General features: G+C 38.6%; 23 protein-coding genes and 1 other annotated feature. Of the genes, 6 read left to right on the plus strand and 17 right to left on the minus strand.

Features of this window, described 5'->3' with window-relative positions; genetic code table 11:
• Positions 1–76: 76 nt before the first annotated feature.
• Positions 77–313: a hypothetical protein gene (locus GD002_RS03095; protein ID WP_153730858.1), complete on the minus strand. Its 237-nt coding sequence runs from the start codon at positions 311–313 to the stop codon at positions 77–79.
• Between the two features lie 88 nt (positions 314–401).
• On the opposite strand from GD002_RS03095, the gene GD002_RS03100 reads away from it, so the two are divergent.
• Positions 402–845 (plus strand): YaiI/YqxD family protein, encoded by a 444-nt coding sequence (locus tag GD002_RS03100; RefSeq protein ID WP_153730859.1) that lies wholly within the window; start codon positions 402–404, stop codon positions 843–845.
• Positions 846–1,262: 417 nt separating this feature from the next.
• Here the strand turns inward: GD002_RS03100 and GD002_RS03105 are convergent, their stop codons facing one another.
• Complete coding sequence (locus GD002_RS03105) at positions 1,263–1,613, minus strand: DUF2200 domain-containing protein (RefSeq protein ID WP_153730860.1); 351 nt, start codon at positions 1,611–1,613, stop codon at positions 1,263–1,265.
• A gap of 1,472 nt (positions 1,614–3,085) precedes the next feature.
• Here GD002_RS03105 and GD002_RS03110 point away from each other — a divergent pair.
• From GD002_RS03110 to GD002_RS17875, 3 genes are all read left to right on the plus strand, one after another.
• Entirely contained in the window at positions 3,086–3,541 is a 456-nt protein-coding gene (locus GD002_RS03110; protein WP_153730861.1) for a staygreen family protein, read from the plus strand.
• A 481-nt stretch (positions 3,542–4,022) separates the two neighbouring features.
• Positions 4,023–4,259: a hypothetical protein gene (locus GD002_RS17870; RefSeq protein WP_228548265.1), complete on the plus strand. Its 237-nt coding sequence runs from the start codon at positions 4,023–4,025 to the stop codon at positions 4,257–4,259.
• A 36-nt stretch (positions 4,260–4,295) separates the two neighbouring features.
• Positions 4,296–4,514: a hypothetical protein gene (locus GD002_RS17875; protein WP_228548266.1), complete on the plus strand. Its 219-nt coding sequence runs from the start codon at positions 4,296–4,298 to the stop codon at positions 4,512–4,514.
• Positions 4,515–4,589: 75 nt separating this feature from the next.
• On the opposite strand, the gene GD002_RS03120 is transcribed toward GD002_RS17875, so the two are convergent.
• From GD002_RS03120 to GD002_RS03150, 7 genes are all read right to left on the minus strand, one after another.
• Positions 4,590–5,459, minus strand: coding sequence for an MBL fold metallo-hydrolase (locus tag GD002_RS03120; RefSeq protein ID WP_153730862.1), 870 nt, complete (start codon positions 5,457–5,459; stop codon positions 4,590–4,592).
• A complete protein-coding gene (gene nhaC, locus GD002_RS03125; RefSeq protein ID WP_153730863.1) occupies positions 5,452–6,876 on the minus strand; it encodes a Na+/H+ antiporter NhaC in 1,425 nt (474 codons plus the stop codon). Before nhaC ends, GD002_RS03120 begins: the two co-directional genes overlap by 8 nt.
• 73 nt (positions 6,877–6,949) lie before the next feature.
• Positions 6,950–7,149, minus strand: a binding site (T-box leader).
• A gap of 1,017 nt (positions 7,150–8,166) precedes the next feature.
• Positions 8,167–8,904 carry a hypothetical protein gene (locus GD002_RS03130; protein ID WP_228548267.1) on the minus strand — a complete coding sequence of 246 codons (738 nt, stop codon included), beginning with the start codon at positions 8,902–8,904 and terminating at the stop codon, positions 8,167–8,169.
• Positions 8,894–9,391 carry an RNA polymerase sigma factor gene (locus GD002_RS03135; protein ID WP_153730865.1) on the minus strand — a complete coding sequence of 166 codons (498 nt, stop codon included), beginning with the start codon at positions 9,389–9,391 and terminating at the stop codon, positions 8,894–8,896. The genes GD002_RS03130 and GD002_RS03135 overlap by 11 nt, the downstream gene beginning before the upstream one ends.
• Positions 9,392–9,688: 297 nt before the next feature.
• Entirely contained in the window at positions 9,689–9,979 is a 291-nt protein-coding gene (locus GD002_RS03140; RefSeq protein WP_153730866.1) for a YajG family lipoprotein, read from the minus strand.
• A gap of 582 nt (positions 9,980–10,561) precedes the next feature.
• Entirely contained in the window at positions 10,562–11,419 is an 858-nt protein-coding gene (locus tag GD002_RS03145) for an AAA family ATPase (RefSeq protein WP_228548268.1), read from the minus strand.
• 119 nt (positions 11,420–11,538) lie between these two features.
• A complete protein-coding gene (locus GD002_RS03150) occupies positions 11,539–11,838 on the minus strand; it encodes a cupin domain-containing protein (protein WP_153730867.1) in 300 nt (99 codons plus the stop codon).
• 372 nt (positions 11,839–12,210) lie between these two features.
• Between GD002_RS03150 and GD002_RS03155 the strand changes: the two genes are divergently transcribed.
• Both GD002_RS03155 and GD002_RS03160 read left to right on the plus strand, forming a co-directional pair.
• Entirely contained in the window at positions 12,211–13,290 is a 1,080-nt protein-coding gene (locus tag GD002_RS03155; RefSeq protein WP_153730868.1) for a type III polyketide synthase, read from the plus strand.
• Position 13,291: 1 nt separating this feature from the next.
• On the plus strand, positions 13,292–13,819 hold the full coding sequence (locus GD002_RS03160; protein WP_153730869.1) for an isoprenylcysteine carboxyl methyltransferase family protein: 528 nt from the start codon (positions 13,292–13,294) through the stop codon (positions 13,817–13,819).
• Positions 13,820–14,063: 244 nt separating this feature from the next.
• On the opposite strand, the gene GD002_RS03165 is transcribed toward GD002_RS03160, so the two are convergent.
• The 8 genes from GD002_RS03165 to GD002_RS03200 form a co-directional block, all read right to left on the minus strand.
• The gene (locus GD002_RS03165; RefSeq protein WP_153730870.1) at positions 14,064–15,182 is read right to left on the minus strand and encodes a TolB-like translocation protein; all 1,119 of its coding nucleotides are present in this window, start codon (positions 15,180–15,182) and stop codon (positions 14,064–14,066) included.
• A gap of 64 nt (positions 15,183–15,246) precedes the next feature.
• Positions 15,247–16,713, minus strand: a complete 1,467-nt coding sequence (locus tag GD002_RS03170; RefSeq protein ID WP_153730871.1) for a sensor histidine kinase — start codon at positions 16,711–16,713, stop codon at positions 15,247–15,249.
• A 3-nt stretch (positions 16,714–16,716) separates the two neighbouring features.
• Positions 16,717–17,394 (minus strand): response regulator transcription factor, encoded by a 678-nt coding sequence (locus GD002_RS03175; protein ID WP_153730872.1) that lies wholly within the window; start codon positions 17,392–17,394, stop codon positions 16,717–16,719.
• Between the two features lie 166 nt (positions 17,395–17,560).
• Positions 17,561–17,806 carry a LysR substrate-binding domain-containing protein gene (locus tag GD002_RS18150; RefSeq protein WP_408020070.1) on the minus strand — a complete coding sequence of 82 codons (246 nt, stop codon included), beginning with the start codon at positions 17,804–17,806 and terminating at the stop codon, positions 17,561–17,563.
• 40 nt (positions 17,807–17,846) lie between these two features.
• A complete protein-coding gene (locus GD002_RS03185; protein WP_408020071.1) occupies positions 17,847–18,788 on the minus strand; it encodes a formylglycine-generating enzyme family protein in 942 nt (313 codons plus the stop codon).
• Positions 18,789–18,930: 142 nt separating this feature from the next.
• Positions 18,931–21,081: an arylsulfatase gene (locus GD002_RS03190; RefSeq protein ID WP_153730873.1), complete on the minus strand. Its 2,151-nt coding sequence runs from the start codon at positions 21,079–21,081 to the stop codon at positions 18,931–18,933.
• Between the two features lie 63 nt (positions 21,082–21,144).
• Positions 21,145–23,319 (minus strand): arylsulfatase, encoded by a 2,175-nt coding sequence (locus tag GD002_RS03195; protein ID WP_228548269.1) that lies wholly within the window; start codon positions 23,317–23,319, stop codon positions 21,145–21,147.
• A 28-nt stretch (positions 23,320–23,347) separates the two neighbouring features.
• On the minus strand, positions 23,348–25,561 hold the full coding sequence (locus GD002_RS03200) for an arylsulfatase (RefSeq protein WP_153730874.1): 2,214 nt from the start codon (positions 25,559–25,561) through the stop codon (positions 23,348–23,350).
• Between the last annotated feature and the right edge of the window lies 1 nt (position 25,562).

Below are 25,562 nucleotides of genomic sequence, written 5' to 3' on the forward strand. Positions count from 1 at the left end.
TATAGGTGTTAGTTTCATTTTATACACAAAAAAGGAACATCCTAGATGCCCCTTCTGTTTCACACTATAGATCACATTAGCTATTAATAGAGGTCGGTGCATTGTCATCGTTCGCATTTCGGAAATTTTGGTCCCCGACTTTTGCTCTGACTTCTTCTTCCGTTAATGGTGGTGGAATCTCATGATCCGCCAACGCTTTCATTTCAGGCGGCACTTCCACATTTTCCAGTGCCGCATTACGCGCATCAATTTCACGACCGTACTGTTCCCTTTGTTCTACAGTTGATCTCTCATTTTCCGGTAAATCGGCCATTATGTCACCTCAATCTCCTGTTTTCACATACCCTACCCGATATTTGCTATACTAAACCTACTAAATGAAACGAAAGGAGGCAGGAATCGTGACGACAATCTTAGTGGACGCAGATGGCTGCCCAGTGATTAACGAAACCATTTCGATTGCGAAAGAATTTCATCTACCTTGCGTATTGATTTGCGATACGGCTCACGAAATGCATCGAGAAGGCGCGGAGACAATCACGGTTTCAAAAGGCGCAGATGCTGTGGACTTCGTACTCGTTAACCGAATTAAAAAAGGAGACATTGTCGTAACACAGGATTATGGTTTGGCCGCAATGGTATTAGCGAAGCAAGGACTGCCAATCGATCAAAACGGCAGATGGTATACGAATGAAAATATTGATCAACTGCTATCCGCCAGACATCAGGCACAGAAAATACGCCGTGCGGGTGGTCGATTGCGCGGACCGAAAAAACGGACGGCTGACCAAACAGAAGGTTTCATCTCTAACCTACGAAAGCTTTGTGGTACACTACAGTCGTAAATAGCATAGTAGTTAGTGAGGTGTATCAAATTGTTTAAACTTCTAATCATGGTATTTTGTATAATTATAGCCATACGACTTCTTTATAATAAAAGAAAGTTGATCAAAGAGTTATCAACTAAAGAATTAGTACTTTCTATTGTCGCTTACCTTGCTGCTGTATTAATAGCATTCGTATGTATTTATTATGTTGGGAATGGGATTGCAAAAAGCTTTGCTAATACTTTCCTCCAATATACGATCTTTATTATCATAGTGCTTATTACAATGGCCTTTGTGCAGACGCTTCTTCATAAGACAGTAAATAAAGTCACAGGCGGAAAATTATTTAATGAATAAAAAAATAGTAAAAAGAGCTAGTACTGCATTAAACAGTAAATAGCTCTCTTTATATCAAATACAAAAGATTCTTCAATGTTATTTCCGCAAAATCTTCTCCATCGCTTTTCCCTTTGCTAACTCATCGATCAGCTTATCCAAATAGCGAATTTCCCGCATTGTTGGTTCTTCAATATCTTCCACACGGATACCACAAATTACTCCTTTGATTAAAGATCGGGAAGGATTCATTTGTGGAGCTTCCGCAAAAAAAGTTTCAAAGTCTGTTTTATTTACAAGTACTGCTTCGAACTTTTCCTCGCTATACCCCGTCAACCAACGAATAATTTCATCGACTTCTCCTTTCGTACGTCCTTTCTTCTCTGCCTTCTTAACATAATGGGGATAGACACTGGCGAAACTCATTGTGTAGATTTTATGTTTGGTCACGTTATAGTCTCCTTTTCTTTCTTGATAACTATGAATAAACCAAAGATTCGTCATGAAAGTCGAAAAATCTTTGGTTAGATGTGGATTTGAAACATTCCACCTTCTAGAATATCTCCAGCAAAAAATTTTCTCTAAACTAGGTGTCGCTGATTTCCTACCGTCAATTACAGCCATTCAACCAGTGAATTGTATTTGTTTTTGGTGTTCAAGTTGTAAATTATCTTTCATAAATAAAACTGCCCTTTTGTTAATATATTTATTATATCAATTTTCATGTATTGTAGGAAAGTTCAGTCATCTCCCAAACTCCATCACATCTAAAGCTATTTAAGCATCAAATGACGACAAATGAAACACTCGCACAATTATCATTTGCTTCATTCAATAGAGAACCTTTTACTGCGAAAGATAAAAAGCGCACATTATTTAATAATGATTATTCCAAAGAGGATTTCACCATTAATTCAGACTACCATAAAATATTTCACTATGATGATAATGAAAAATATGTAATATTATTCAAAAAATAAAAAATAAATCGACGAATTATTATTTATTGCGTACCTGTACAAGGAAAGTAAGAAGTACTTAAAGAAAGTATATGATCAGCGACTTGAAAAGCAATATGAAATATTAAAGAGTGCAGATGAAGATACTGAGCATAATATAAATGACTTTATGAATAAATATAAAGTTCAATTATCTATTAACAATATTTGTTTTTTTATTGTATTGCTCTTTATTATGAATGCAAAGCTCAATTTGAAGAAAATACAAATCAGGATTTTGATTATAACTCCTTTTATGTAAAAAAATCCGAGTACAGAAAGGATATAACCTCAAGTTTTGCTAATCTATTTTTAACAATGACTATTGAAATTATCAAGAACGAAACCGCAGGAAATGCGAACGTTGGTAACTGGATAAGAAATAAAAAAAGTCAAGAACTATTTATGCGAAGATTAAGAAATGAATTATCTGTAAATTTTTCATATGCAAATAGATATAAAGAATTTGAAGATAAATTTAAGATTATATCCACCAGTCCTTCTTTAATATTTTAAAAAAACTACTCAACATTAAAAATATATTTCCATATATAATCGTTCAATGGACAAAGACGTAAACCAGAGAAAATCTATAACCGAATGAAATCTAAGTTAAAAATTATGATTTCATTCGGTTATACTTTTAGGGCTTATACCAAAACTCAATTGGCTTTTTACTTATTTCCTAGCTTTTTTATAGTGAGTTATCCTATACACCTAACTTACAGAATATAAAATAAAGAGCATTAATATCTTTCCAGTAATTATAAAAACAACCTTCACTTATGATACGGTTCACCGCGACTAGTCTAAGTGCGATTTTTAAGATTTAACTCCTGGTAATAAAACTCTTCATAGACTTATTCCCAATCTCAAACAAAAAAAGTAGCATATACATATATAAAACCGATTGGAGTTAATGGCGTGAGTAAGTTCAATTCAGAAAGACTATCTGTTGAATACAGGAATGGTGTAACGACAACGGAACCAATTATTCCAAGAAATCACACTCTAACTCACTCTGATTTCACTGCAGAACTATTCTTAACAATTGGAACTCAATTTGCGTGGGATAAAGTCAATCCTGACATGAGAGATGAAGTATTAGGTGAATGGAAAACAAATAGAAATTGCTTGTATTACAATGTATATCTATTTATAGATCAAGGAGAATATGACTTAACCGCAGCAACAAGAAGGAATGAAGTTTTCCGACGCGAATTATCACTTGCATTAACAGCTATTCGATACGGTGATCGGTTTTTATTCGACCTATACCCAAATCTAGATTATGCTTTAATAATCGTAAATTTTATGTCCACTCATCCTCAGTTTGCTAGACAAGAGAGTTGGGGGACTTTCAACAGTTATTCCATATAATTTTCATCTAAAAATTTATAAAGGTTGAAATATACAATGATCCGCTGTATATTTCAGCCTTTTTAGTTTACAGTACTTGCACTAAATCATTTTTTATTAGATGGTTCACCATCAGAATAACCTAAGCCTGTCTGTCCTTCCTGCCTCTTTATTATTAGACTGTTTACATAAATAAATCGAACTTACTTATGATACGGTCCACCTTGCATAATCCTATGCCAATTAATATTCACTCCAAAATCGGGACCAATTACTGAAGAATCCAATCAAAAAAAAAGGCTCTGTTATTGAAATATTTAAATTCCCTTGATATTTCGATAACTAATCTGCAGATCTTCATTCTATCAGATGAACATATCATATGACAGTGTACTTTCCTCACCATTATGATATTATCAGACTATTACAAACAAAAATAAATGTAAAGGCCTAGAACTACTACATATAAAAACTATTCATGAAAGTAAAGGTGATGAATCAATTGAAAGTATCATACAAACTATTCATTTTCTTGATTATGATTCTTCTAGTCACAGCTTGCTCTCCAAAAGCAGATAGTGAAATAAAGTTACCCGAAGACATACCGGACTTTGTGAAAGAAAGTGATTTCAAAGCCATTGATTGGGATAAAAAAGCTGTCCCTCTAGGTGACAACATCATAGGTAATGAAAATAAATCAGGCGTAATTGGTGCAGATATGCCTAGCTTAAATGACTAAAAATGGATGTGGCATCTGTGGGGAATCGAAAATCCGATGAGTAAAGAATTAACAGTAGTCGGTTATCACAAAGAAACAGGAACCGTCCATCCAATTTTTCCAACTGGCTGGACCATTGGACTTGGAGGAGAAAACAATGGAGCAGATGCTCACACTCCGTCTACTGTCAAAATACCAGAGGCAGGAGAATGGGCCATTTTGCTGTATGTTGATGGTAAATTATTCGATACATTAGTTTATGAGATTACTGAATAATAAACAGCTGTCCAGAGATTTTTTTGGACAGCTGTTTAACGTTAGGGATTTTCCTGAACAAACAAACACAGCTACTTACAGCACAAATTCCAATCCGTCATCTGCTAAGAAAAATCCGTTTGATTCAATTAGTTTCCGTGTCACACCATCTTGATGAAGAGCAGGATTACTATGGTTAAAATGAGTGAAATAGATAGCACATGTATCGGTCAAATGCTGAAGCCGATCCATCGTGTTTGTAATCATAGGATGTGGTATTTCACTCAAATCTCGATCACCGAGATGTGCTAAATCTGATGAAGAGAAAAAAGTTGCATCCAACAAACAGATATCCACTTTTTCGCAAACTTCTTCTATACGTTGCTCCCATTTGTCCCAACTATCGATATCCGGTATGTATAATACTTTCTTCGTTGGTCCTTCAATACAAAAACCAAACGTTTCGGAAAATTCGTTACGGTGTGGGACCTCCACAGGAGTAATGTCAACGCCCTCTTCCAGGTGAACGGGAATATCATGCGCTATTTCTTTAAGCAGAATATTTTCTAGTCCTGTCAACTGACTCCAAGGTGCATGAGTTTCCAGCATAGTTTGCATAAGCGATCCCGTATATACTGGCACTTGTTTCGTATTCATTGATTCCTTGCCCAAAAACATAAGTCCTGGATAATGACCGATATGAGCATGTGTTAAGAAAACAGAGTTCATCACTTGTCCTTCTAAATTGTGCGCTCGTTGCAAGGCAATCATTTGTTCCTTCATATCTGGTGTTGCATCGATCAAATGCCATCGTTTTTCTTCCGGCAGAATGATGGCAAGTGAGGCAGCTGTCCGCTTGAACTTCGGATCGTCCATCGCCCTTTTACAATTATCACAATAACAATTCGGGTGCGGTAGTCCCGCGTCTTGCGCACTTCCAAGCACTCGTAACAATACTTTATTCAATTGATTGCATCCCCTTACTCATTTCTATTTTAACAGGTACTTGATAGTTCTTTTTTGTAATGGTCCAACCTGTATATCCAAAGATGATATTAATAATGGGTACTAAAAAGACAAAAAATGCATACGGAATAAATTGACCTGGACTGATCCCAAACATACTAGCAGCAAATACTGCAGGCACACCCCATGGTACAAGATTAATGCCAACTGTTCCCGCTGCTTCCACACAACGTGATAAATTTTTCGTGTCAATATTCATCTCTTTATATTTTGAGACAAATGTTCTTGTCGGCAAAATAATGGCCAAGAACTGAGCTCCACTTGCAAATGCCACCACAAATGTCGAGAGAATCGTAGAAGTGATTAGACTACCTGTAGAAGTCACACGTGCCATTATTTTTCTTGTCAAGATCTCAAACGAACCCGATTCTTCTAAAATACCACCCAGCGCTGTAGCCAATAGTAGTAATGCCACCGTGCCAAGCATAGAAGTCAGTCCGCCTCGATTCAGTAAAGAGTCAATAGCAGCGATTTCAGATTCCAATGAAAACCCACTCGTCATCACTTGCATAATTTGTGAAATGGGCATTCCCTGCACAAGCACTGCCAGTACCGCTCCTAGCATTCCCACCCCAGCGAGCGCAGGAATGGCTGGTACCCGAAACATCATTAATACAATTGTAAACACTGGCATAAGAAGCAATAATGGGTGGATGACGAAAATTTCAGATAACCCTCTTTTAATATCTACAATCATTCCTGAATCGACTGTTCCTCCTACAGCTTGTGTATTGCTTACAAACCAATACAGGCATAGAGAGATCAAAAATGCAGGAATTGTATCCCACAGCATATGCTTTATATGGCTGAATAAATCCGTCTCTGCCATTGCTGGGGCAATATTCGTTGTATCTGAAAGCGGTGAAAGCTTGTCTCCAAAATAGGCTCCTGAAATGACCGCACCACCAACAAGTCCAGCAGGAAATCCTAATCCTTCTCCAATTGCCATAAACGCCAGTCCTACAGTAGCGATAGAAGTAAATGAACTACCGAGCGTTACGGAAACAATGCCTGTAACCAGTGCAACAATTGGGATGAAAATTGAAGGATGAATAATGGATAATCCATAATAGATAATGGAAGGAATGACTCCACTTGCCATCCATGACCCTACAATAATTCCAATTAATATCAAAATGAATACTGCTGGCAATGCACGAGACACTCCATTTATCATCATATCCTGAATGTCTCTCCACGAAAAACCAGACAAACTAGCCACGATAGCCGCCGCAAATATTCCTATTAGAAGTGGCATATGCATACCGGCTTTCCATACAAATACAGACATTGACGCTGCTCCGATCAACACCAAAATAGGGATGACCGCAAGCCATACAGACATTTCTTTTTTCATACTCTCATCTCCTCAAGCCTATACGCTTACTTCTCTTCATTTTTTTGTAAAATATAAAAAGCTCCCACCCCTCGAAAGGGACGGAAGCTCCGTGGTACCACCCAAATTAACAGAAATCTCTGCTCACTCTTTACAGATAACGGCCATAGACCGGACTTTTTATCGTCAGCTCACTGCTTGTAATTCATGTATGTATCCTGCTTGGTTTCCACCAACCACCAAGTCTCTTTGATTCAGAAATACTACACTACTAGAACAGTTCTTCGCATTTTTCTAAAATATCATAATATTATTTTTACCGAATGTCAATGTCAAACAATTACAACTGTTTGTCATGATTTGTAATAATCTATCTGTAACATAAAAGAGAACCTATTAGTTAGGTCCTCTCAACTTGTAGACAAAAGAAATAGAGTAATTATGACACCGTTGATCTACGTTCCAGGCGGACGCGTTCTTACCTGTAGTCAAGTGTTTTATCAAAAAAAGATAGTAAATAGGATGAGCTTTCCAAATAGGTGCTGAAAAAAACATAGTATCTGCTTTGGGATTTGCGCTCCAGACGGCACGCTTTCCGGGGGGCGTGGCTTGAGCCGCTTCCTTCACTGCGCTCCGTCCAGGGTCTCAAGGCGCACGCTAATCCCCCAGGAGTCGGCCGTCTTCCGCTCCAATCCTACTAGAGAGCGGAAAAAGTGAGTCGGTTTCCTTATACGAATTCAATGATTCCCGCGTCCGTACGACTTCGCTTCACTTCTACTATAAAAAAATAGTAGCACATACCATGGCCTTGGTCTTTACTACTAATGTTAGTATTTTTCCGCGGGGCTCGCGGTGAGCCTCCTCGTCGCAGGAGTCGCCGCCTTGCACTACGATCAACTAACGTATTTCCTTGTTTTAAATAAGCAAATCATTCATCTAAACAGAAAACAGCTAAGACGACACTCTTTTTAGTAAAAGTAATTTATTAAATTTATAATCTTACATAGACTAATGAAAAATAATGAACATGGAATGACCTTTAACGGGTTCGGTTGATGGGGAGAAAAACGACAATAACAAGTCAAATAACAACCGATTTAACACATATTTATATATATTAGTTAACAATAGGAAAAACAAGAAAAACCACACAGATTTTTACGGCTGTGCGTTTTTTCAATTACCGTATTTCCTAACATGGAATTTCATATTGCTTGTTTCACAATCGCGCCCGTTAGTTGAAGTTTGGTTTCTTGATCCACCATGCAGCTTTATCTACCAAGAACTTGTGGTGCCACCTTCTTGATTATGTTAATTAAGCTTTAATGAAATAGAATTTGATTCTTGAATTACCAAGATATCTTGTTGTTCAGAACTTCCATCTGTATATTTTACATTTACTTTAATGATAATGTCATCGCCAATTACTTCATTGCCGTCATGAGGAATTGCAAGCGTATATTTATGTTTTTCTTGTTCATTATAGTTAACTGTGTAGGTACTTCCTACTTCCTTTATACCCTGATATTTACCCGAACCAGGCTCAGAAGTAATGAAATTTATCTTTTCCGATCTTAACCATTCTTTGTCTAAATACTCTTTAGATGTAAATGTAACGTCTTCAATAAACTTGCCCTCGCTTAAGGTATAAGTAATGGAGTCAATCTGTTTTCCAGTTATATTGAGTCTAACGTCTGTAAAAATTAAATTAGCTCCACCACCACTTATACTCACAAGACGACCAAATCTATCTTCAGTTGCTAATTCAATAGTAGCTTTTTCTGATGTAATAGCTGTATTAAATTGTTTCCCATCATCACTCAATGCATAAGCTGTGATCGCAAAGTTTGCAACTTCTCCACTCTTATTAAAATATGGCATGCCTATCATAATAGATAAAAGGATTCCAAATGCACATGTTGCCGAAATCCATCTTTTATAATTCACTTGAACCGATTTTTTCTTTGCTATATTGTCTTTCAAACGCTCTTCCATAGCTTTTGACATTTCAATAGAAGTAACGGCATCTTTGATCTTTTCAAAATCCATATTCATTCTCCTTTCGATATCTGTCTCGAAGAAGCTCTCTTCCTCGTTGTAAGCGCTTTTTCACTGCTGACGTAGTAATGGTAAGGATTTTCGCTATTTCATCGACTTTATAGCCCTCCACATAATGAAGTAACATCACTGCTTTATGTTTAGTTGGCAATCTCATTAGTTGGTCGAGTAAGTCGTGGTGTGTATTATTCTTAGAATATAGCTGTAAATTATTGATATCTATATGTTTACGAATAATATTGTACCTTCTTAAATTTTTGCAACGATTCGTGGCAATCGTTATTAACCACGCTTTCTCATGTTCTGAATCGTTAAAAGTTGGAGATTTCGTCAGATATGTAATAAAAGTGTCTTGTACGACATCCTCTGCATCTTTCTCATTACATAAAATAACAAGACAAATTCTAAACAGCATATTGCCATATGTATCTACTATTCGCTTTACATCTAGTTCAGCCGACCAAACTTGTTGCAACATTCCTCAACTCCTTTCACTACTAACACACTTGAAGATACCAAATGGTGACTTTTTGTTTTTTTAAAAAATATTCTAATCAATATGTGCCCCTTTTAGAGCAGTGATGGAACAACAAATATTCGAAATCGAACTCAAGTCAAAAAATAATAGCACAACGACTGACATAAGTAATTTTCACATAAAGAAGTGCTTAGTTCATTGAAAAACTAAGCACTTCTTTATTAATTCAGTATACAAATATTCAACAAATGCGCCTAGATTTTTGGGAGAGGATTGTACTAAACAATCCATTCCTAGTCAATGCTGAATGTTTTCTAAAACACGAGGATTATCTCCATTGTTTGAATACATCGCGTAATACTCTTTATCTTCCTCGATAAGGTTCCAAACCATCTTTTCTTTTATTATGATCTTAAACGTTTCTTCTTTTTTCTGATTGTTCGGGTCATATACTTTAATCCAATATTCTTTGTTGTTGTTTGACTGACCTTTTTCAATCACAACTAACGAAGAGGAGGTTGATACCCCCCCACAAGAGGCAAGTAATGATGTGGAAAGGATCATGAATAGCGCAAAAGTTTTTTTCATAAATATCCCTCCTGTGAATACATAATGTTTTCAACAATCTGGCTAGTTTGTGGAACAAGACGTCCCCTTATAATCCATTTTAACATAGAATACTATTTGCCTTTCAACATTTAAAATACTTCAATATTGATTTCAAATATCCCATCCTCCCACCAATTAACAAGCATATTACCAACGCAATTAGCAGCACATAAATTTATGTGCCATTGTTAATTTCTCTACCAATCGTATTGTGATCTACTATCGATAATTGCATTGAACGTTGATAAAACAACGAAAATGGGGACACCTATTCATGTGCGAATAGGTGTCCCCGTATGCCATGCTTTTTAACGTTTTCTCCCCATATACCGAACCCGTTAAATGACCTGTTTAGTTGAGTTTGTCTACAAGCTGAGAGAATCTATATGTTAGATCCTCTCAACTACATATTCATCCTTGGTATAGAAGCAAATGTTATGTTCTTTTAAAAACATAACATTGATAAGACAATAGTAAAATTAAAGATCCATATCTTCAATAACACCTTGAGAAATGTTGTGTTAGAAGGTCCGATATCTTTCTATAACCTTGTTTTCATCCTCAAAACTTATTTTCATGACCCTTGAAGAATTCATAGTATGTACGGACGTTTTCTAATTCTGTCCAGCGTTGCACACGAACAGGTTTTTCATCCAAATTATAAATTTTCGCATCCCTCATGGATAACAGAAATGGAGAATGGGTGGATATGATGAACTGACAGCCAAAAAAGCGTGCGGAGTCTTCAATAAACTTCACCAATTCTATTTGACGTTTAGGAGAAAGGCTATTTTCCGGCTCATCCAAAATATAAAGTCCATGATCTCCAATTTTTTCAGTGAAATACAGAAACGCACTTTCCCCATTCGAATATTCCCTCACATTATCTATCAATTCACTTCTCACAAATCGAGACTGTGTTTTACTTCTGGCTGTGTTAACTCTTTTTAATCGCTCGTAATCTGCCATAGATTTCATTTGAAATTGAGAATATTTCGCGTCCAAATATTCTTCAAAAAGTTCTTCCCTTTTTTGATCAATTCCCTCATTGAGATTCCGGATATTCAACATATAGTCAAATACATCATCACTCGTAATGATCCTGCTATTTTCAGGTATGCCCGCTTTAAGCTGCATTCCACACATATTTACATAATCAGGATAGAAATTTGATTTATTATAAATCGAATCGCGTTGAACCCCTGTTTTTTCAGCTATCACATGTAGTGCAGTACTTTTTCCTGAACCATTTCCTCCATATAATATCGTCACTGGTTCAAAAATAATCTTTTCAAAACTATTTCTTGATAATACTTTAAATGGATAAAACGAATCATAGCATGTTCTTTTTATGTTCATGAAAAAGTCAACTTCTATATCTTCATTCGGAAATGAAAACTCACCTACAAATACCACCATTTCCCCCTCCTTTCGTACAGTTTATCATTTTCTAGTGATCTGCAATATAAAAGAGAACCAATAAGTTTAGGTCCTCTTAGTTTGATTTTAAGCATTTTAAAATGCAATAAATCCTATTTTTATTTACTGATCTTCATAACCACGACATCAGAATCTTCCAACGCAAGCAAGCTGTGCTTTTCAAGGGGTGCTATATGCAAAATATTTTGAGGTGTTACTTCCACTGTCTCGCCTTCTACAGTAAAACGTACTTTCCCTTTTCTTACGATGATAAACACTTCTTGAGCAGCATCATGCTCCGCAATCTCTTCATTTTTTCGAAGTTGGATATTGAGCACATTAGCATGGTCTACGCTTGCTACTTTCCCCACATGCTTTTCTTTTTCATTCAGCTGATGCTTAGTTTCGATCAAATTCATTTCCGCTCTCTCCTTTCAAAAATGTGCAATCTAGTCATACAAATTCAGTCTATCATGAAATTCATAACTTTTCGTGACGTGCAAATTTTCTAGTACCCTACTAATCTTTCCTGTTTTTTATTCGATGAACGCTAACCAAACGTTAACGAGAGCTTGCATCACTCTTCTTAAAAGTTTTCTACCACGTTATAAGGGGAATAATGAGATAGCGTGAGACTCACCGACTCAGTAACCCAATATATGAAGAGTTTAATCTACATCACTTAATTTCATCTTCTAGACAAGTCCCGCTCTTCTACTGCATATAGTTTAAAAGAAGTCGATGCAGAACTCACTGCTCTAGCTCACCATTATTCATAACGGAGGTCGCCTATGCCAACCATTCATTCTGTCAGTACAGTTAGTCCACCTGTGGAAATCAAACAGGAAGATGCTATGTCCTTTGCACGTTCCCTATTTTCCGATTCCTTCAAAGATATTGACCGTTTACTTAAAGTCTTTCAAAATGGAGAAATTGATACACGACAAGTGTGCATGCCGCTTGAATGGTATGCAGAACCGCATGATTTTGAAACACGGAATGATTTGTATATTAAACATGCCGTTGCACTTGGGAAGACGGCAATTGAAAGATGCCTAACGAATACGTCTACATTAGAGCGTCCAATTGATCCTGCTGAAATTGACGCAATTTTTTTCGTATCGAGTAGTGGACTAGCCACTCCTAGTATCGATGCGCGTCTTATTAATCAATTACCGTTTCGTCACGACATCAAACGTATTCCCATTTGGGGACTCGGCTGTGCAGGCGGGGCTTCTGGTATGAGCCGTGCATTTGATTATTGCAAAGCGTATCCTGAAGCCAATGTGCTTGTTCTAGCTGTTGAACTATGTAGTCTGACCTTTCAACGTGATGATATGACGAAAAGTAATTTGGTCGGGATTTCCTTATTTTCTGATGGCGTTGCTTGTGCACTTGTTTCAGGAGAGCAGTCCACGGTAAAAAGCACACGTCCGATGCCAGCCATTCGTGCCACTTCTTCCCGTTTCATGCCAGACTCTGAAGAGGTCATGGGATGGGATGTGAAGAATGATGGGTTACATGTCGTGTTTTCTAAAAGTATTCCAACAGTGATTACGAGTTGGCTCGGCCCGTTTGTTCATCAATTCGTAAAAGATCAAGATCTATCGATGACAGACATCCATCATTTCGTTGCGCATCCAGGAGGCAAGAAAGTACTCGATGCCTATCAAAAAGCCCTTCACATGGATGCTGATCAAACCGCCACTTCGAAAAACGTGCTGCAGCATCACGGCAATATGTCTTCTCCGACAGTGCTGTATGTACTGGAAGAATTTATTGAAAAGCAACCTGCATCAGGAGATTTTGGTTTGATGGCAGCACTCGGTCCAGGCTTCTGTGGGGAACTTCTGCTCCTGGAGTGGCAGTGAGATGAACAGTTTGTTTTTGATTGTCTTCATCGTTGTGGTGATTCAGCGATTTGTGGAACTAGTCATAGCAAAGCGCAATGAAAACTGGATGCGCAGTCAAGGTGCCATCGAAGTTGGTGCGTCACACTATAAGTGGATGGTGCTGATGCATACAGCATTTTTCGTTTCATTACTTGTGGAAGTCTTCACTTTTGGTAGACCTCTATTGCCTTTCTGGAGTGTACTTCTAGCTATTTTCTTGCTGATGCAAATACTGCGAGTTTGGTGTCTTTCATCGCTCGGCAAGTTTTGGAATACGAAGATCATGGTCTTACCTGGCGCTGTGGTTCAGACTAAGGGACCTTATCGCTGGATTCGCCATCCGAATTATGTGATCGTAACAACCGAGTTGCTCGTGCTACCTTTACTGTTTAGCGCCTATTTCACTGTTTGTTTATTTTTTGTTTTGAATGTATGGATGTTGTCCGTGCGAATTCCTGCCGAGGAGCGTGCGTTGCGAGAACTTACGAATTATAATGAAGTGTTTTAATAAATGAGCGGTGAGCGGCTCGATTGGTTCGTTCCGTGATTGGTTTGGATCGGTGTGGCTTAGCTAACGCGCAGTCCAGAGATCTTTGGTTCGGTTCGATGAGGCTTTGGCGCGGTTCGACGAGACTTTGGTTCGGTTCGATGAGACTTTGGCGCGTTACCCTACTCATCTGCTCGATAATGTGAGAAGAGGCAGTCACTGAAAGATGTTTCTGACTTTCAGGACAGCCTCCTCAGTTGAATTTTTATTGATCTTTTATAATACTAAATGCTTCCACTGTATGAATCGTTTCTTCCCCAGGAATTGTCGTACTAATATAAGCAGTATTCGAATCGTCGCTCCAATATCCGGTCATCGAGATCACTGCATACAGCTCTGCATTTTGCATAAGCAGTGTCGGTTTGGTTAGTTTCCCTTCCACGAACTCTGCAACGTAGACATTGGTTTTATATTCTTTTCCTACTTGGACAGGAGTATCAAATAAAATTTTACTTTGATCTGGTGACAGTTTATAAAACGGCACCCATATGCCCTCTTTATCCTCACCACCTGCGACTAACTGTGTCACATTCCCCGTTGTTAGATCGAGCGTAAAAATACCAGATTTCCCTTTATAATTATCATTATAAATAATCGTATTCTCATCTAAGAACTCAAAATGATCCATCGAGTTTATTCCATCTAATGAAGATAATTGCTTCATATCGCCATTTTCCAATAAATGATATAAACCGTACCCGTCTTGAAATGATTCCCCTACAATATATATCCCTTCATTGCTTGCTAGAGCTGTATTGATAGCAAACCCGTTCAAGTCAATTAATTCCCCCAGATTCCAACTGAACTTTTGCTTTGTTTCCAATACAGTTTTTTCTACTCTGAATCCATTATTATCGTCTAGTACTTGTATGACTGTCGAACCTTCTGGATCACCAAAATACATTCTGTACTCCGCTGATTCTGATCCTTTCCCGATAAATTGTTGAGTATCGTTTTTGAAATCATATACATAGAACTTATCTTTATCACGAGATAACGCACGCTGCCCGTCTTCGGACAATAAATAAAAGGGTGCATCTACCAGTTTATCTGTTTTTTCACTCTCTATATCATAAAGATACGTCGCGTTCTTTTTATTGAAATACAGTTGATTTCCTTTGAATCCTGTGTAATCCGTTTTGAATTCAATTGGGTACGATGCTTTATGCGTAATGATAAGATTGTTCTCTTCAAAAGCACTTTCAAATTTAACATTGTCACTTAGGGTTACCGTTTTAGGCGTCGCCTCCCCTGTAAGTGTGCAGCCTGTCGCTAACATACTGCTTAATGTGAGTACTGCAATACCATGCCATTTTCTTTTCATCTGTATAACCTCCCGTTAATAGCTTACAGATTGATCATAAGCAATTGATGTTGCCAACCCAGTGTCAGATGTTGCCGTCTTGTTTCTGTAGTGGAATGTATAGTTTGATATAAGCTTTTCCTTCCTTCTCTTCAAACTGAATCGTACCGTGATGGCGTGCTATAATATCCGCGCATATAAATAGCCCTAAGCCTGAACTACCTTCCAATTTACTGTGTACAAATGGTTCAAAGATATTGTCAATAATAGCAGAAGGAATAGGCGTACATGGATTAGCTACTACAATCTCTTCATCTACTGTTATTTCCACATCTTGCCCTACTTCACCATGTCGAATCGAATTATCGATCAAGTTAATAAACAGTTGTTGGATCTCATTAGGGTTACCGTGCATCATAAACGAGTGGCCATTTAGTTGAATCTTCATATCGAATAGATCTGCTTTCATTTGCATATCTTCACAGACGGATTGAAGAAGTGGAAACAAATCGAATGTTTCATGAGGCCTATCCGATATAGTTGATTTATATTTTGATAAGGCGAGTAATTGAGTGACCATTTCATTCAGACGCTCGCTCTCATTTCGTATTTTTCGAGAAGCTTTTCGTAAAAATTCTACGTCATCAAACTCTCTTTCCCCGATGATTTGCGCATACCCTGAAATCGTCGTGAGAGGTGTTTTCAACTCATGAGTCACATTATGAAAAAAGTTTGTTCGCTTTTCTTCTAGCAATAACACTTTCTCTTTTTCCTGCTCTATCGTTTGAATATGCTGCTGAATTTGTCGTTGCATGAGCTGGAAATTTTGAGCCAGCTCGCCTATTTCATCTGATACTCCATTTGCTGAAATCGGCTGATAATCTCCTGCTGTCATGCGTTTAGTCGCTTCGGTTACATCTTGCAGTCGACGGATAAATCGATTCAATATCCATAATGAAATAAAGTAGACACCACAAAACAAGAGTACCGTTAGGAAGGTAAAACTTCTTAGCAATTTTTCATTATGTAGAAAAACATCAGAGTAATCAGCTGTAAATCTTATGACTCCGTAAAAAGTATCACTCATATATAGTGGGTAGGCAAAATAGAGGATTGTTCCGTCTTCTACCGGCTGAATGGTATAGGAGGCTTTATTTTGGAACGCCTGTTTCAGCTCCTCACTACTATTTTCTCCAACATTTGCTTGATACCGTTGCTGTTCCATCAAAAGAGGTCGATCAACTGGTGCAGCTTCGTATAAAAACTGTCCCTTGCTATCATAAAGAGCCACACTTTGTGCATTCAATTTACTCAATTCATTGGCAATTGTATTGCTCTGTTCCACGAAAAAATTTTGATCTTGAGGATGGAGCTGTTCAAATTGTTTCATATATTGTGTAGTTGCATATTGTAGAGATGTCATGTTTTCTTCTAAGTTGGTCATCGTGTATTTTTCCAACATTGCAGCCATTACTTGATGACAAAGAATCGCAGCAATAAAAAACAAGATGAAGAATCCTATAAAAAACTTTTTCCGGATGGTCACGTTCATGGTTTAATTCCCCTTCATTTTATAACCTATACCGAACACAGTCTCAATGATGGAGGGTTCAAGCTTTTTGCGAATTCGCTGAACATGTACATCCACTGTCCGCAGCCCCCCTTCATAATCCATTTCCCATACAGTATCTAAAATTTCTTCCCTAGAAAATACTTGATTTTTATGCTGAGCAAATAATAATAAAAGTTCGTATTCTTTAGGTTTTAATAAGATTACTTCATCGTTCTTAAAGACAGAGTGAGCCCGTGGGTTGATAGAAATATTGTCATTGACTTGTATGAAACGATAAGTGGACTGTGTGGAATTTCGTCGGAGTAGTACGTTTATACGTGCAATGACTTCTCGTATATCAAACGGCTTCGTCACATAATCTTCAGCGCCAAGTTCCAGACCGACTATTTTATCTACAATGTCATCCCGGGCAGTGAGCATAAGGATCGGTGTATTGGTTATCGCGGTGATCTTTTTACATAATTCAAAACCGGTCATATCGGGCAGCATTAAATCTAAAATGATTAAATCCACCTCTATTCCCTGAAAAGTCTCCATCGCCTTGGCACCAGTGGAAGCCCCAACCACTCGGAAGCCTTCTTTTCGTAAGGCATACGACAAAATATCATAAATGGATTCCTCGTCTTCTATTATTAAAATTGTTTTCTGTAATAGATTCATCTATATCTTCTCCTACAACTCATCTTCTCTTAGTATAACGTGAACTTGTTGCTAAATTGTTGCCTGCCTAGTGAAAACATTGACCTGTTTGGATAATTTGCTTTTATTCATACTAAAAAAGCGAGAAAACCTTATGTCACTAAGGTATTTTCGCTATTTTATGTACCTATTCAGTAATAAACTCAACAAAACTCGAAATACTCGTCCTCATAAAGCGCTGCTTCTTTTTCACAAGACATAAATCCCTCATCATCATAATCCCTTGCAGTTTCACTTCATGTAGAAATCCTTGCTCTATTTCTCTTGCTACGGTCAATCTCGGTAGAATGCTTATACCTAGCCCTGCTTCTACCGCACTTTTGATCGCTTGTGTACTGCATTGTATTAGTGAACGAACAATCTCCCCTCGCACCTTTTTGAAAAATATTCAAGACTATTACAATATGGATTTCCTAGCTATCCGCCACACAGCGAAAACCGATATGCCCCGTTGAACTATCAGCTGTATTAAACGTTCGCGCAGCTACACGATAACGATTGCAGTATGACTGATGGCACAGATAGGAGCCTCCCCTAATAACCTTTGCGGATCCTTTTGACAGATTATTTACACCCGGATGCTGTGATCCCACACTAAACCAATCAGCGCACCACTCCCATACATTTCCCGCCATATTATATAAACCAAATTGATTCGCAGGGAAACTGTTCGCGGGAGCAGTTCCTAAATAGCCATCTAACGCGTCATTTTTCTCCGGGAATTCTCCCTGCCAAATATTGCATTGATGCACGCCATTAGGGGTTAACTCATCTCCCCATGGATAGATTTTTTGAATAAGACCTCCTCGTGCAGCATATTCCCATTCCACTTCAGTCGGCAACCGTTTCCCTGCCCACTTACAAAATGCCATGGCGTCATTCCATGAAATGTGAACAACTGGATGGTCCATTCGGTCATCTATCGTTGAATCGACTCCCTCCGGATTCCTCCAATTCGCCCCTTCAACGACCCACCACCAAGGAGCGCCTTGAACAACTTGCTTCACTCGGGGTTTCGTCTCTGCTGAAACAAAATGATGAAAAACGAAGGAGTCCCCATAGGATTCAGCCTCTGTTTTGTAGCCTGTGTCACTAACAAACTTTCTGAACTGCTCATTGGTCACCGTACATGGATCGATATAAAAAGGCTGCACCTGCACTTTTCGCACAGGCCCCTCTCCATCGGCTTGTATCGCTTCATCACTATCAGTTCCCATCAAAAATTCGCCACCTTCAAGATAGATCATTCCCTCTAGGTGTACTCGGTTTACTGCGCTTACCTCTTTCGTTTCGATTGGCTGTAGGTTTTCCCTTTGTCTCGTTACAGCACAACAAGATTTTACTTTTTCCGCCACTGTTCATACCCCTTTCATATGTAAAGACTTTTGTTTCGCTAGTATTCCGGTATCGCTCATTATGTAGTAATCTTTGCTAGATATTATTCAAATTTCATAAGAGCATTCCAAGAAAAGCAACGTTTCCTCGGAATGCCCATAATTAGTTATTTTGCAGCTCGAATACAACCTTTTCGATTTCACCCGTAAACTGAAATTCTCCATCATAGTTTGTGCTTACAGGTGACAGGGTGTCTCGACCAACATCGAGCCCTTCATGTGAGAGCCTAAATGGCAGCGTTTTAGGCATGTCCACCTCACCAATTATCTCATCATTAATGCTGATTAGACCTATTCCGGCATGTGGCTTACTCTTCTTAAATTCAAAACAAAGCGTAGATGGCCCAATTGGAACTTCAATCGTAGATACTGCTCTATACACTTGGCCGACATAATTGTATTCATAAACCAACAAGTTATCCTTAATATAAAACGTATAGCCGCTGTTGTGATTTCCATGAGCTACTAGAACTCCATCACAAGATGAATCGGGCCTATCCACTGATACAGTAATTGTGTAGGACTTGTTATTTATGGCAGGCGCCGCTGCATCCCCCAAGTGAGACATGCCTGGATAATAGGTAAAATGATTACGAGAAGCTACCGATTCTGGATTGACGATTGTAAATAACTCAAACGTTCGATCATCAATAGGAAGTACATCGTATTTTTTCGCTTCCGTCCACCATAAGTCTTGAAGCTCACGAAGTTTCTCCTCGCATTGTTCAGCTAAGTCATTTACCTGTGCAAAATCCTCATTCAAGTTATATAATTCCCACTTATCCTCTTCAAATGGCACGCCTTTTGTATGATAGGTCACAGCCATCCATCCGTCACGCCAAATGGCTCGATGCCCAAAAGTTTCGAAATACTGAACGCTTCTTTGTGAACGCACTGGAAAATCCTTAAAGGTCTCCGCCATACTCATTCCATGCAAAGGCATTTGAGCAACTCCTTTATAAGTGTCAGGAGCCTCAATGTCCAATATATCAAAAATCGTAGGCGTAACATCAATGACATGATAAAATTCTGAGCATACGGATCCCTTATTCTGGATTCCTTTAGGCCAGTGCATAACAAGTGGAACTCGGATTCCCCCAGAAAATGTATTTTGCTTATAATACTTAAACGGCGTATTGCTTACTTGCGCCCAGCCTCTAGGATAATTGCAATCTGCATTCGGTCCTCCCATTTCATCTAGACGAGCTAAAAGGTCCTGCGTAGTTTCTTCAATCCCATTAAAATAAGCTGTATGGTTGATAGAACCCTTGAATCCACCTTCTTGACTGGCACCATTATCAGAAAGTAACACAACTAGTGTATTTTCCATCTTTCCGATCGTATCCAAAAATTCTACAAAACGTCCAATCTGTTCATCCGTATGTGTAAGAAAACCGGAATAGACTTCCTGTAAACGAGCAAATACGGTTTTCTCATCTTCTGTAAGACTATCCCAAGGCTCTACTCCCGGATTATGCGGGGACAATTCTGTGTCTTCAGGAATAATTCCCAACTGCCTCTGCCGGACTAAGCGCTCCTCTCTAACCTTGTCCCACCCTTTTGCATAGGACCCTTTGTACATATCGATATACGTTTTAGGTGCCTGGTGCGGGGCATGCATTGCGCCAAATGCTAAGTATAGAAAGAACGGCTTTTCTGGCGCCACGGAAACTTGATCTGTAATAAACTGCTTCGCATGATCCACCAAATCTTCAGACAGGTGATAACCGGGGCCCTTTGGCATATTGATACGATGGTTATCATACATCAAGTCGGGCGCAAACTGATCCGTAGATCCATCCAAAAATCCATAATACCGCTCAAACCCTTTATTTAAAGGCCAGTAATCAAAAGGTCCGGCAGGGTTCAAATGATGCAACGGAGCAAGATGCCATTTTCCAACTGCAAAAGTGCTATATCCATTCTCCTTTAGAACTTCCGCTGTTGTTGCTGCGTTAGAATTAATTCTTCCACGTTTATTCGGATATTCTTCCCCAAGATCTGCGTTCGAAATTAACCCCATACCTATCGAATGGTGATTACGCCCAGTGAGAAGCGATGCCCGAGTAGGAGAACATAGCGGTGTCACATTAAATTTGTTATAGCGGACCCCATCTTCAGCTAGACGGTCTATGTTAGGTGTATCAATCTCAGACCCATAGCATCCAAAATCAGAAAACCCTACATCATCTAAAACGATATATACAATGTTAGGTCTGGTAGCTTTTCTACTAATTGGTTGATTTACATCCACTTGCTTCAGCTCCTACAGTAATTTTGATTAGTTATTAATCATTCCTGATAATTGTTTAGCTACTTAGTCATTCTGAAGGTCAAACACTACCTTTTCAATCTTCCCCGTAAAGGAGAAATCACCCTTTTTGTGATAGCTTGGACTGATTGGTGACAATCCATCACGCCCTACATCAAGTCCTTCAAATGAAATTCGGTAAGGTATTGTTTTAGGCATTTCAATTTCACCCGCTTTTACATCATTGATATAGAGCATGCCAATACCTGCATTAACTCCTGTTTTTTTGAATCGAAAGCTTAATACTGACTTCCCAAGAGGCACTTCAATTTCAGATTTTAACCTGAAGTATGTACCGAAATAATTATATTCGTATACAAGGAGTTTATTCTTCACATAGAAGACGTACCCACTACTGTGATTTCCATGGGCTACAAGGACACCCTCATCTCCACTATTTTTCATATCTACTGGAACCGTGATTTCGTAAGATCGATTCATAACTGGAGGTGCCGCGAAAGAACCTATATGTGCCATTCCTGGATAATAGACAAACATATTGCGATTATTGACTGCTCTTGTGTTTGCTACAGAAGCTAATTCTAAAGTTCTATCGTCAAGGGGTAGCACATCATGTTTTCGAGCTTCATCCCACCACATTTGTTCCATTTCATGTAATTTTTCTGGATATTGTTGCGCTAAGTCATTGGTTTGTGAAAAATCTTTATCCACATGATAAAGTTCCCATTTATCCTGATCAAATGGTTCCCCTTTATTATGATAGGTCACACCCATCCAACCATTATGCCAAATCGCTCGATGACCAAATATCTCAAAATACTGTGTGTCCCGCTTAGTAGGCGCGTTAGGGTTATCAAAAGTCTCTATTAGACTAGCACCATGGATCGGTATCTGAACAACTCCATTATGTGTCTCAGGTACATGGATATCCAACACATCAAACACAGTAGGTGTTAAATCAATAGCATGACAAAACTGCTTACAGATCGCTCCCTTATTTTGGATTCTTTTCGGCCATTGGATAATGAGAGGAACATGAATTCCCCCAAAATAAGTATTTTGCTTATAATGCTTGAATGGCGTGTTACTGACCTGTGCCCATCCTTTTGGATAATTGCAGTCTGCCTTAGGTCCACCCATTTCTTCGATGGAATCTAACATATCATCGATACTCTCTTCTATTCTATTGTAATATGTTGACAAGTTCATAGATCCATTGTATCCACCTTCTTGACTAGCACCGTTATCAGAGAGTAAAACAATCATGGTATCTTCTCTCTTTCCTAAAAAATCCAAAAAATTAAGAAAACGTCCTATCTGTTCATCAGTGTGTGTGAGAAAGCCTGAATAGGTCTCTTGAAAACGAGTAAATACCTCTTTCTCATTACCTGTGAGGGAATTCCAGGGTTGAACTCCAGGATTACGCGGAGCAAGTTCAGTCGAATTCGGGATGATGCCTAAATCTTTTTGACGAATAAACCGCTCCTCTCTAATTATGTCCCAGCCTTTGTCATAATTACCTTTATACTTTTCTATATACGACTTGGGAACTTGATGGGGGGCGTGTTGAGCTCCGAATGCCAAATACAGAAAGAACGGCTTTTCAGGCGTGACAGATTCATGATCCGTCATGAATTGAATTGCATGGTCTACCAAATCCTCGGAAAGATGGTAGTCCTCCCTCCTTGGTGAATCGATACGGTGATTATCGTATACCAAATCTGGAGAATACTGATCCGTAGCACCTCCTAAAAAACCATAAAACCGTTCAAATCCTTTTCCTAAAGGCCAATTTTTAAAAGGACCAGCAGAAGAATTCTCATGTAAAGGTGCAAGATGCCACTTTCCAACTGCAAAAGTACTATATCCATTATCCTTTAGAACTTCGGCTGTAGTTGCTGCAGCTGGTGTAATGCGTCCTCGCTTATTAGGATGATCCGGCCCTAAATCGATCGCCGAAAGATGGCCCATACCGATTGAATGATGGTTTCGTCCAGTTAAAAGTGAAGCCCTCGTCGGTGAACAAAGAGGTGTCACGTTAAAATTGTTATAACGTAACCCTTGAGTAGACAAGCTGTCAATATATGGTGTCTCTATCTCAGAACCAAAACATCCAAAATCAGAAAAACCTACATCATCTAAAACGATATATACAATGTTAGACTTATTCTCTTTATCACTAAAAGTTTGACTTGCTCCTTTTGATTGATTTATACTCACTTTCCTCAACTCCTACATATTTAATAATTTAACGGTTGAACTTTGCTACTGTCTCGTCACTTATATCATCCCGCAACTCAAATACCACTTTTTCAATTTCTCCTGTAAATGGAAATTCATCCTGCTGAGAGTACTTTTCGCTTACCTGTGGCAGAGAATCATGCCCTATATCAAGCCCAACAAGAGAGACTATAGGCAACGTCTTCGGCATGAAAACTTCACCGACTTTCTTATTATCTATATAAAGATGACCGTTTCCTGAATTCGATCCTATCTTAGTGAACTCAAAAGAAAGAATGGAGTGCCCTTCAGGAACATCTATACTGGACTCCATTTTATAAACTGTGCCGAGATAGTTATACTCATATATTAAAAGATTATTCTTAATATACAAACAATAACCACTCATCTGGTTTCCATGAGCTATGAGAACCCCTTCACATGACGTAGATGACCTATTCAAAGGGATTGTAATCGTGTACGACCTACCAAATGTGGGAGGCGTCAATAATGTATGCAAGCGAGTCATACCTGGATAATATATAAAAATATTGCGGGATTTTATTCCTTCTGGATCATGAAGTTTCGACTTTCCTAATCCCCCTATAATGATAGGTAAGGCTCCATATTTTTTCGCCTCGCTCCACCATAAGGCTTTAAGCTCGTTTAACTTTTCGGGATACTGATCAGCTAAGTCATGTTTTTCCGAATAATCTTCATCAACGTGATAGAGCTCCCATTTATCTTGTTCGAATTCATCTTCGTGTTTATGATAAGTAACAGCCTTCCAACCATCATCCCAAATCGCCCGATTTCCCCAAATGAGGTAATATTGAGCCTCCCTCTTTAGCGGAGCCGCACTCCCTTCAAACGTGCTTGCTATGCTGATTCCATGCAAGGGAAGCTGCTCAATCCCTCTGTAAGATTCGGGCATTTTCATCTGTAAAATGTCGAGTATCGTAGGTGTGACATCGATTGCATGACAATAATCAGTCCGTATAGCTCCCTTATCCTGAATACCTGCTGGCCAATTAATGATCATCGGTACTCGTGTCCCACCATGATGTGTGTTTTTCTTATAGAGCTTAAATGGTGTATTTCCCGCCTGTGCCCAACCTGACGGATAATTACAGTCCGAGCCAATTCCACCTATGTCATCAAGACGTTCCAAAATATCGTTAAAACCCTCCTCGATGCCATTGAAGAACGTGGAAGAACTATTAATTCTGCCTATTTCTCCACCTTCCGCGCTGGAGCCGTTATCAGATATTAAAACAACTAATGTATTTTCTTTCTCTCCTATTTTCTGCAAATAATCTAACAAACGCCCAATTTGCTCATCTGTATGAGTTAAGAATCCTGCAAAAGTTTCCTGAAAACGCTCAAATGCTAGTTTCTCGTTTTTGGTTAATTCATCCCAAGGCTTCACGTCTGGATTTCTAAAAGGTAATTCCGTTTGATTCGGAATAATTCCTAGTTGCTTCTGACGTAAAAAACGTTCTTTACGTATCTGATCCCACCCCTTACCATATAAACCTTTATATCGATCGATATACTTTTTGTGAACTTGATGTGGAGAGTGTGTTGCCCCAAAAGCTAAGTAAAGGAAAAATGGCTTGTCTGGCACAACAGATTTTTGATCAGTTACGAACTGTATTGCATGGTCCACCAAATCCTCGGAAAGATGATAGTCAACCTTTTTCGGTGGTTCAATATGGTGATTGTCATAGACCAAATCAGGTGTAAACTGATCTGTCTGACCTCCTAGAAAGCCATAAAAACGTTGGAATCCCTTCCCAAGAGGCCAGTTATCAAACGGCCCCGAAGCTTTCATCTCATGACTAGGGGTTAGATGCCATTTTCCAACAGCATATGTTCCATATCCATTCTCCTTTAGAACTTCTGCTAACGTTGCTGCACTTGGTGTAATTTGTCCCCTTATAGCCGGATGATTAGGCCCAAGGTCAATCTCAGAAATATGTCCCATGCCTACTGATTGAGGGTTTCTCCCAGTTAATAGTGAAGCACGTGTGGGTGAACATAAAGGTGAGACGTTAAAATTATTATAACGCAACCCATGATTTGCAAGTTTATCTATATTGGGTGTGGCAATTTCCGATCCGTAACATCCGAAATTAGAAAATCCCGTATCATCAAAAACGATATATACGATATTCGGTTTAGTACCTCCCCCTTCTGAGGAAGACGCATGTATGCCTTCTGTCTTATTGGTATTATTCATA

Source organism: Sporosarcina obsidiansis, from assembly GCF_009651005.1.
GTDB lineage: Bacteria > Bacillota > Bacilli > Bacillales_A > Planococcaceae > Sporosarcina > Sporosarcina obsidiansis.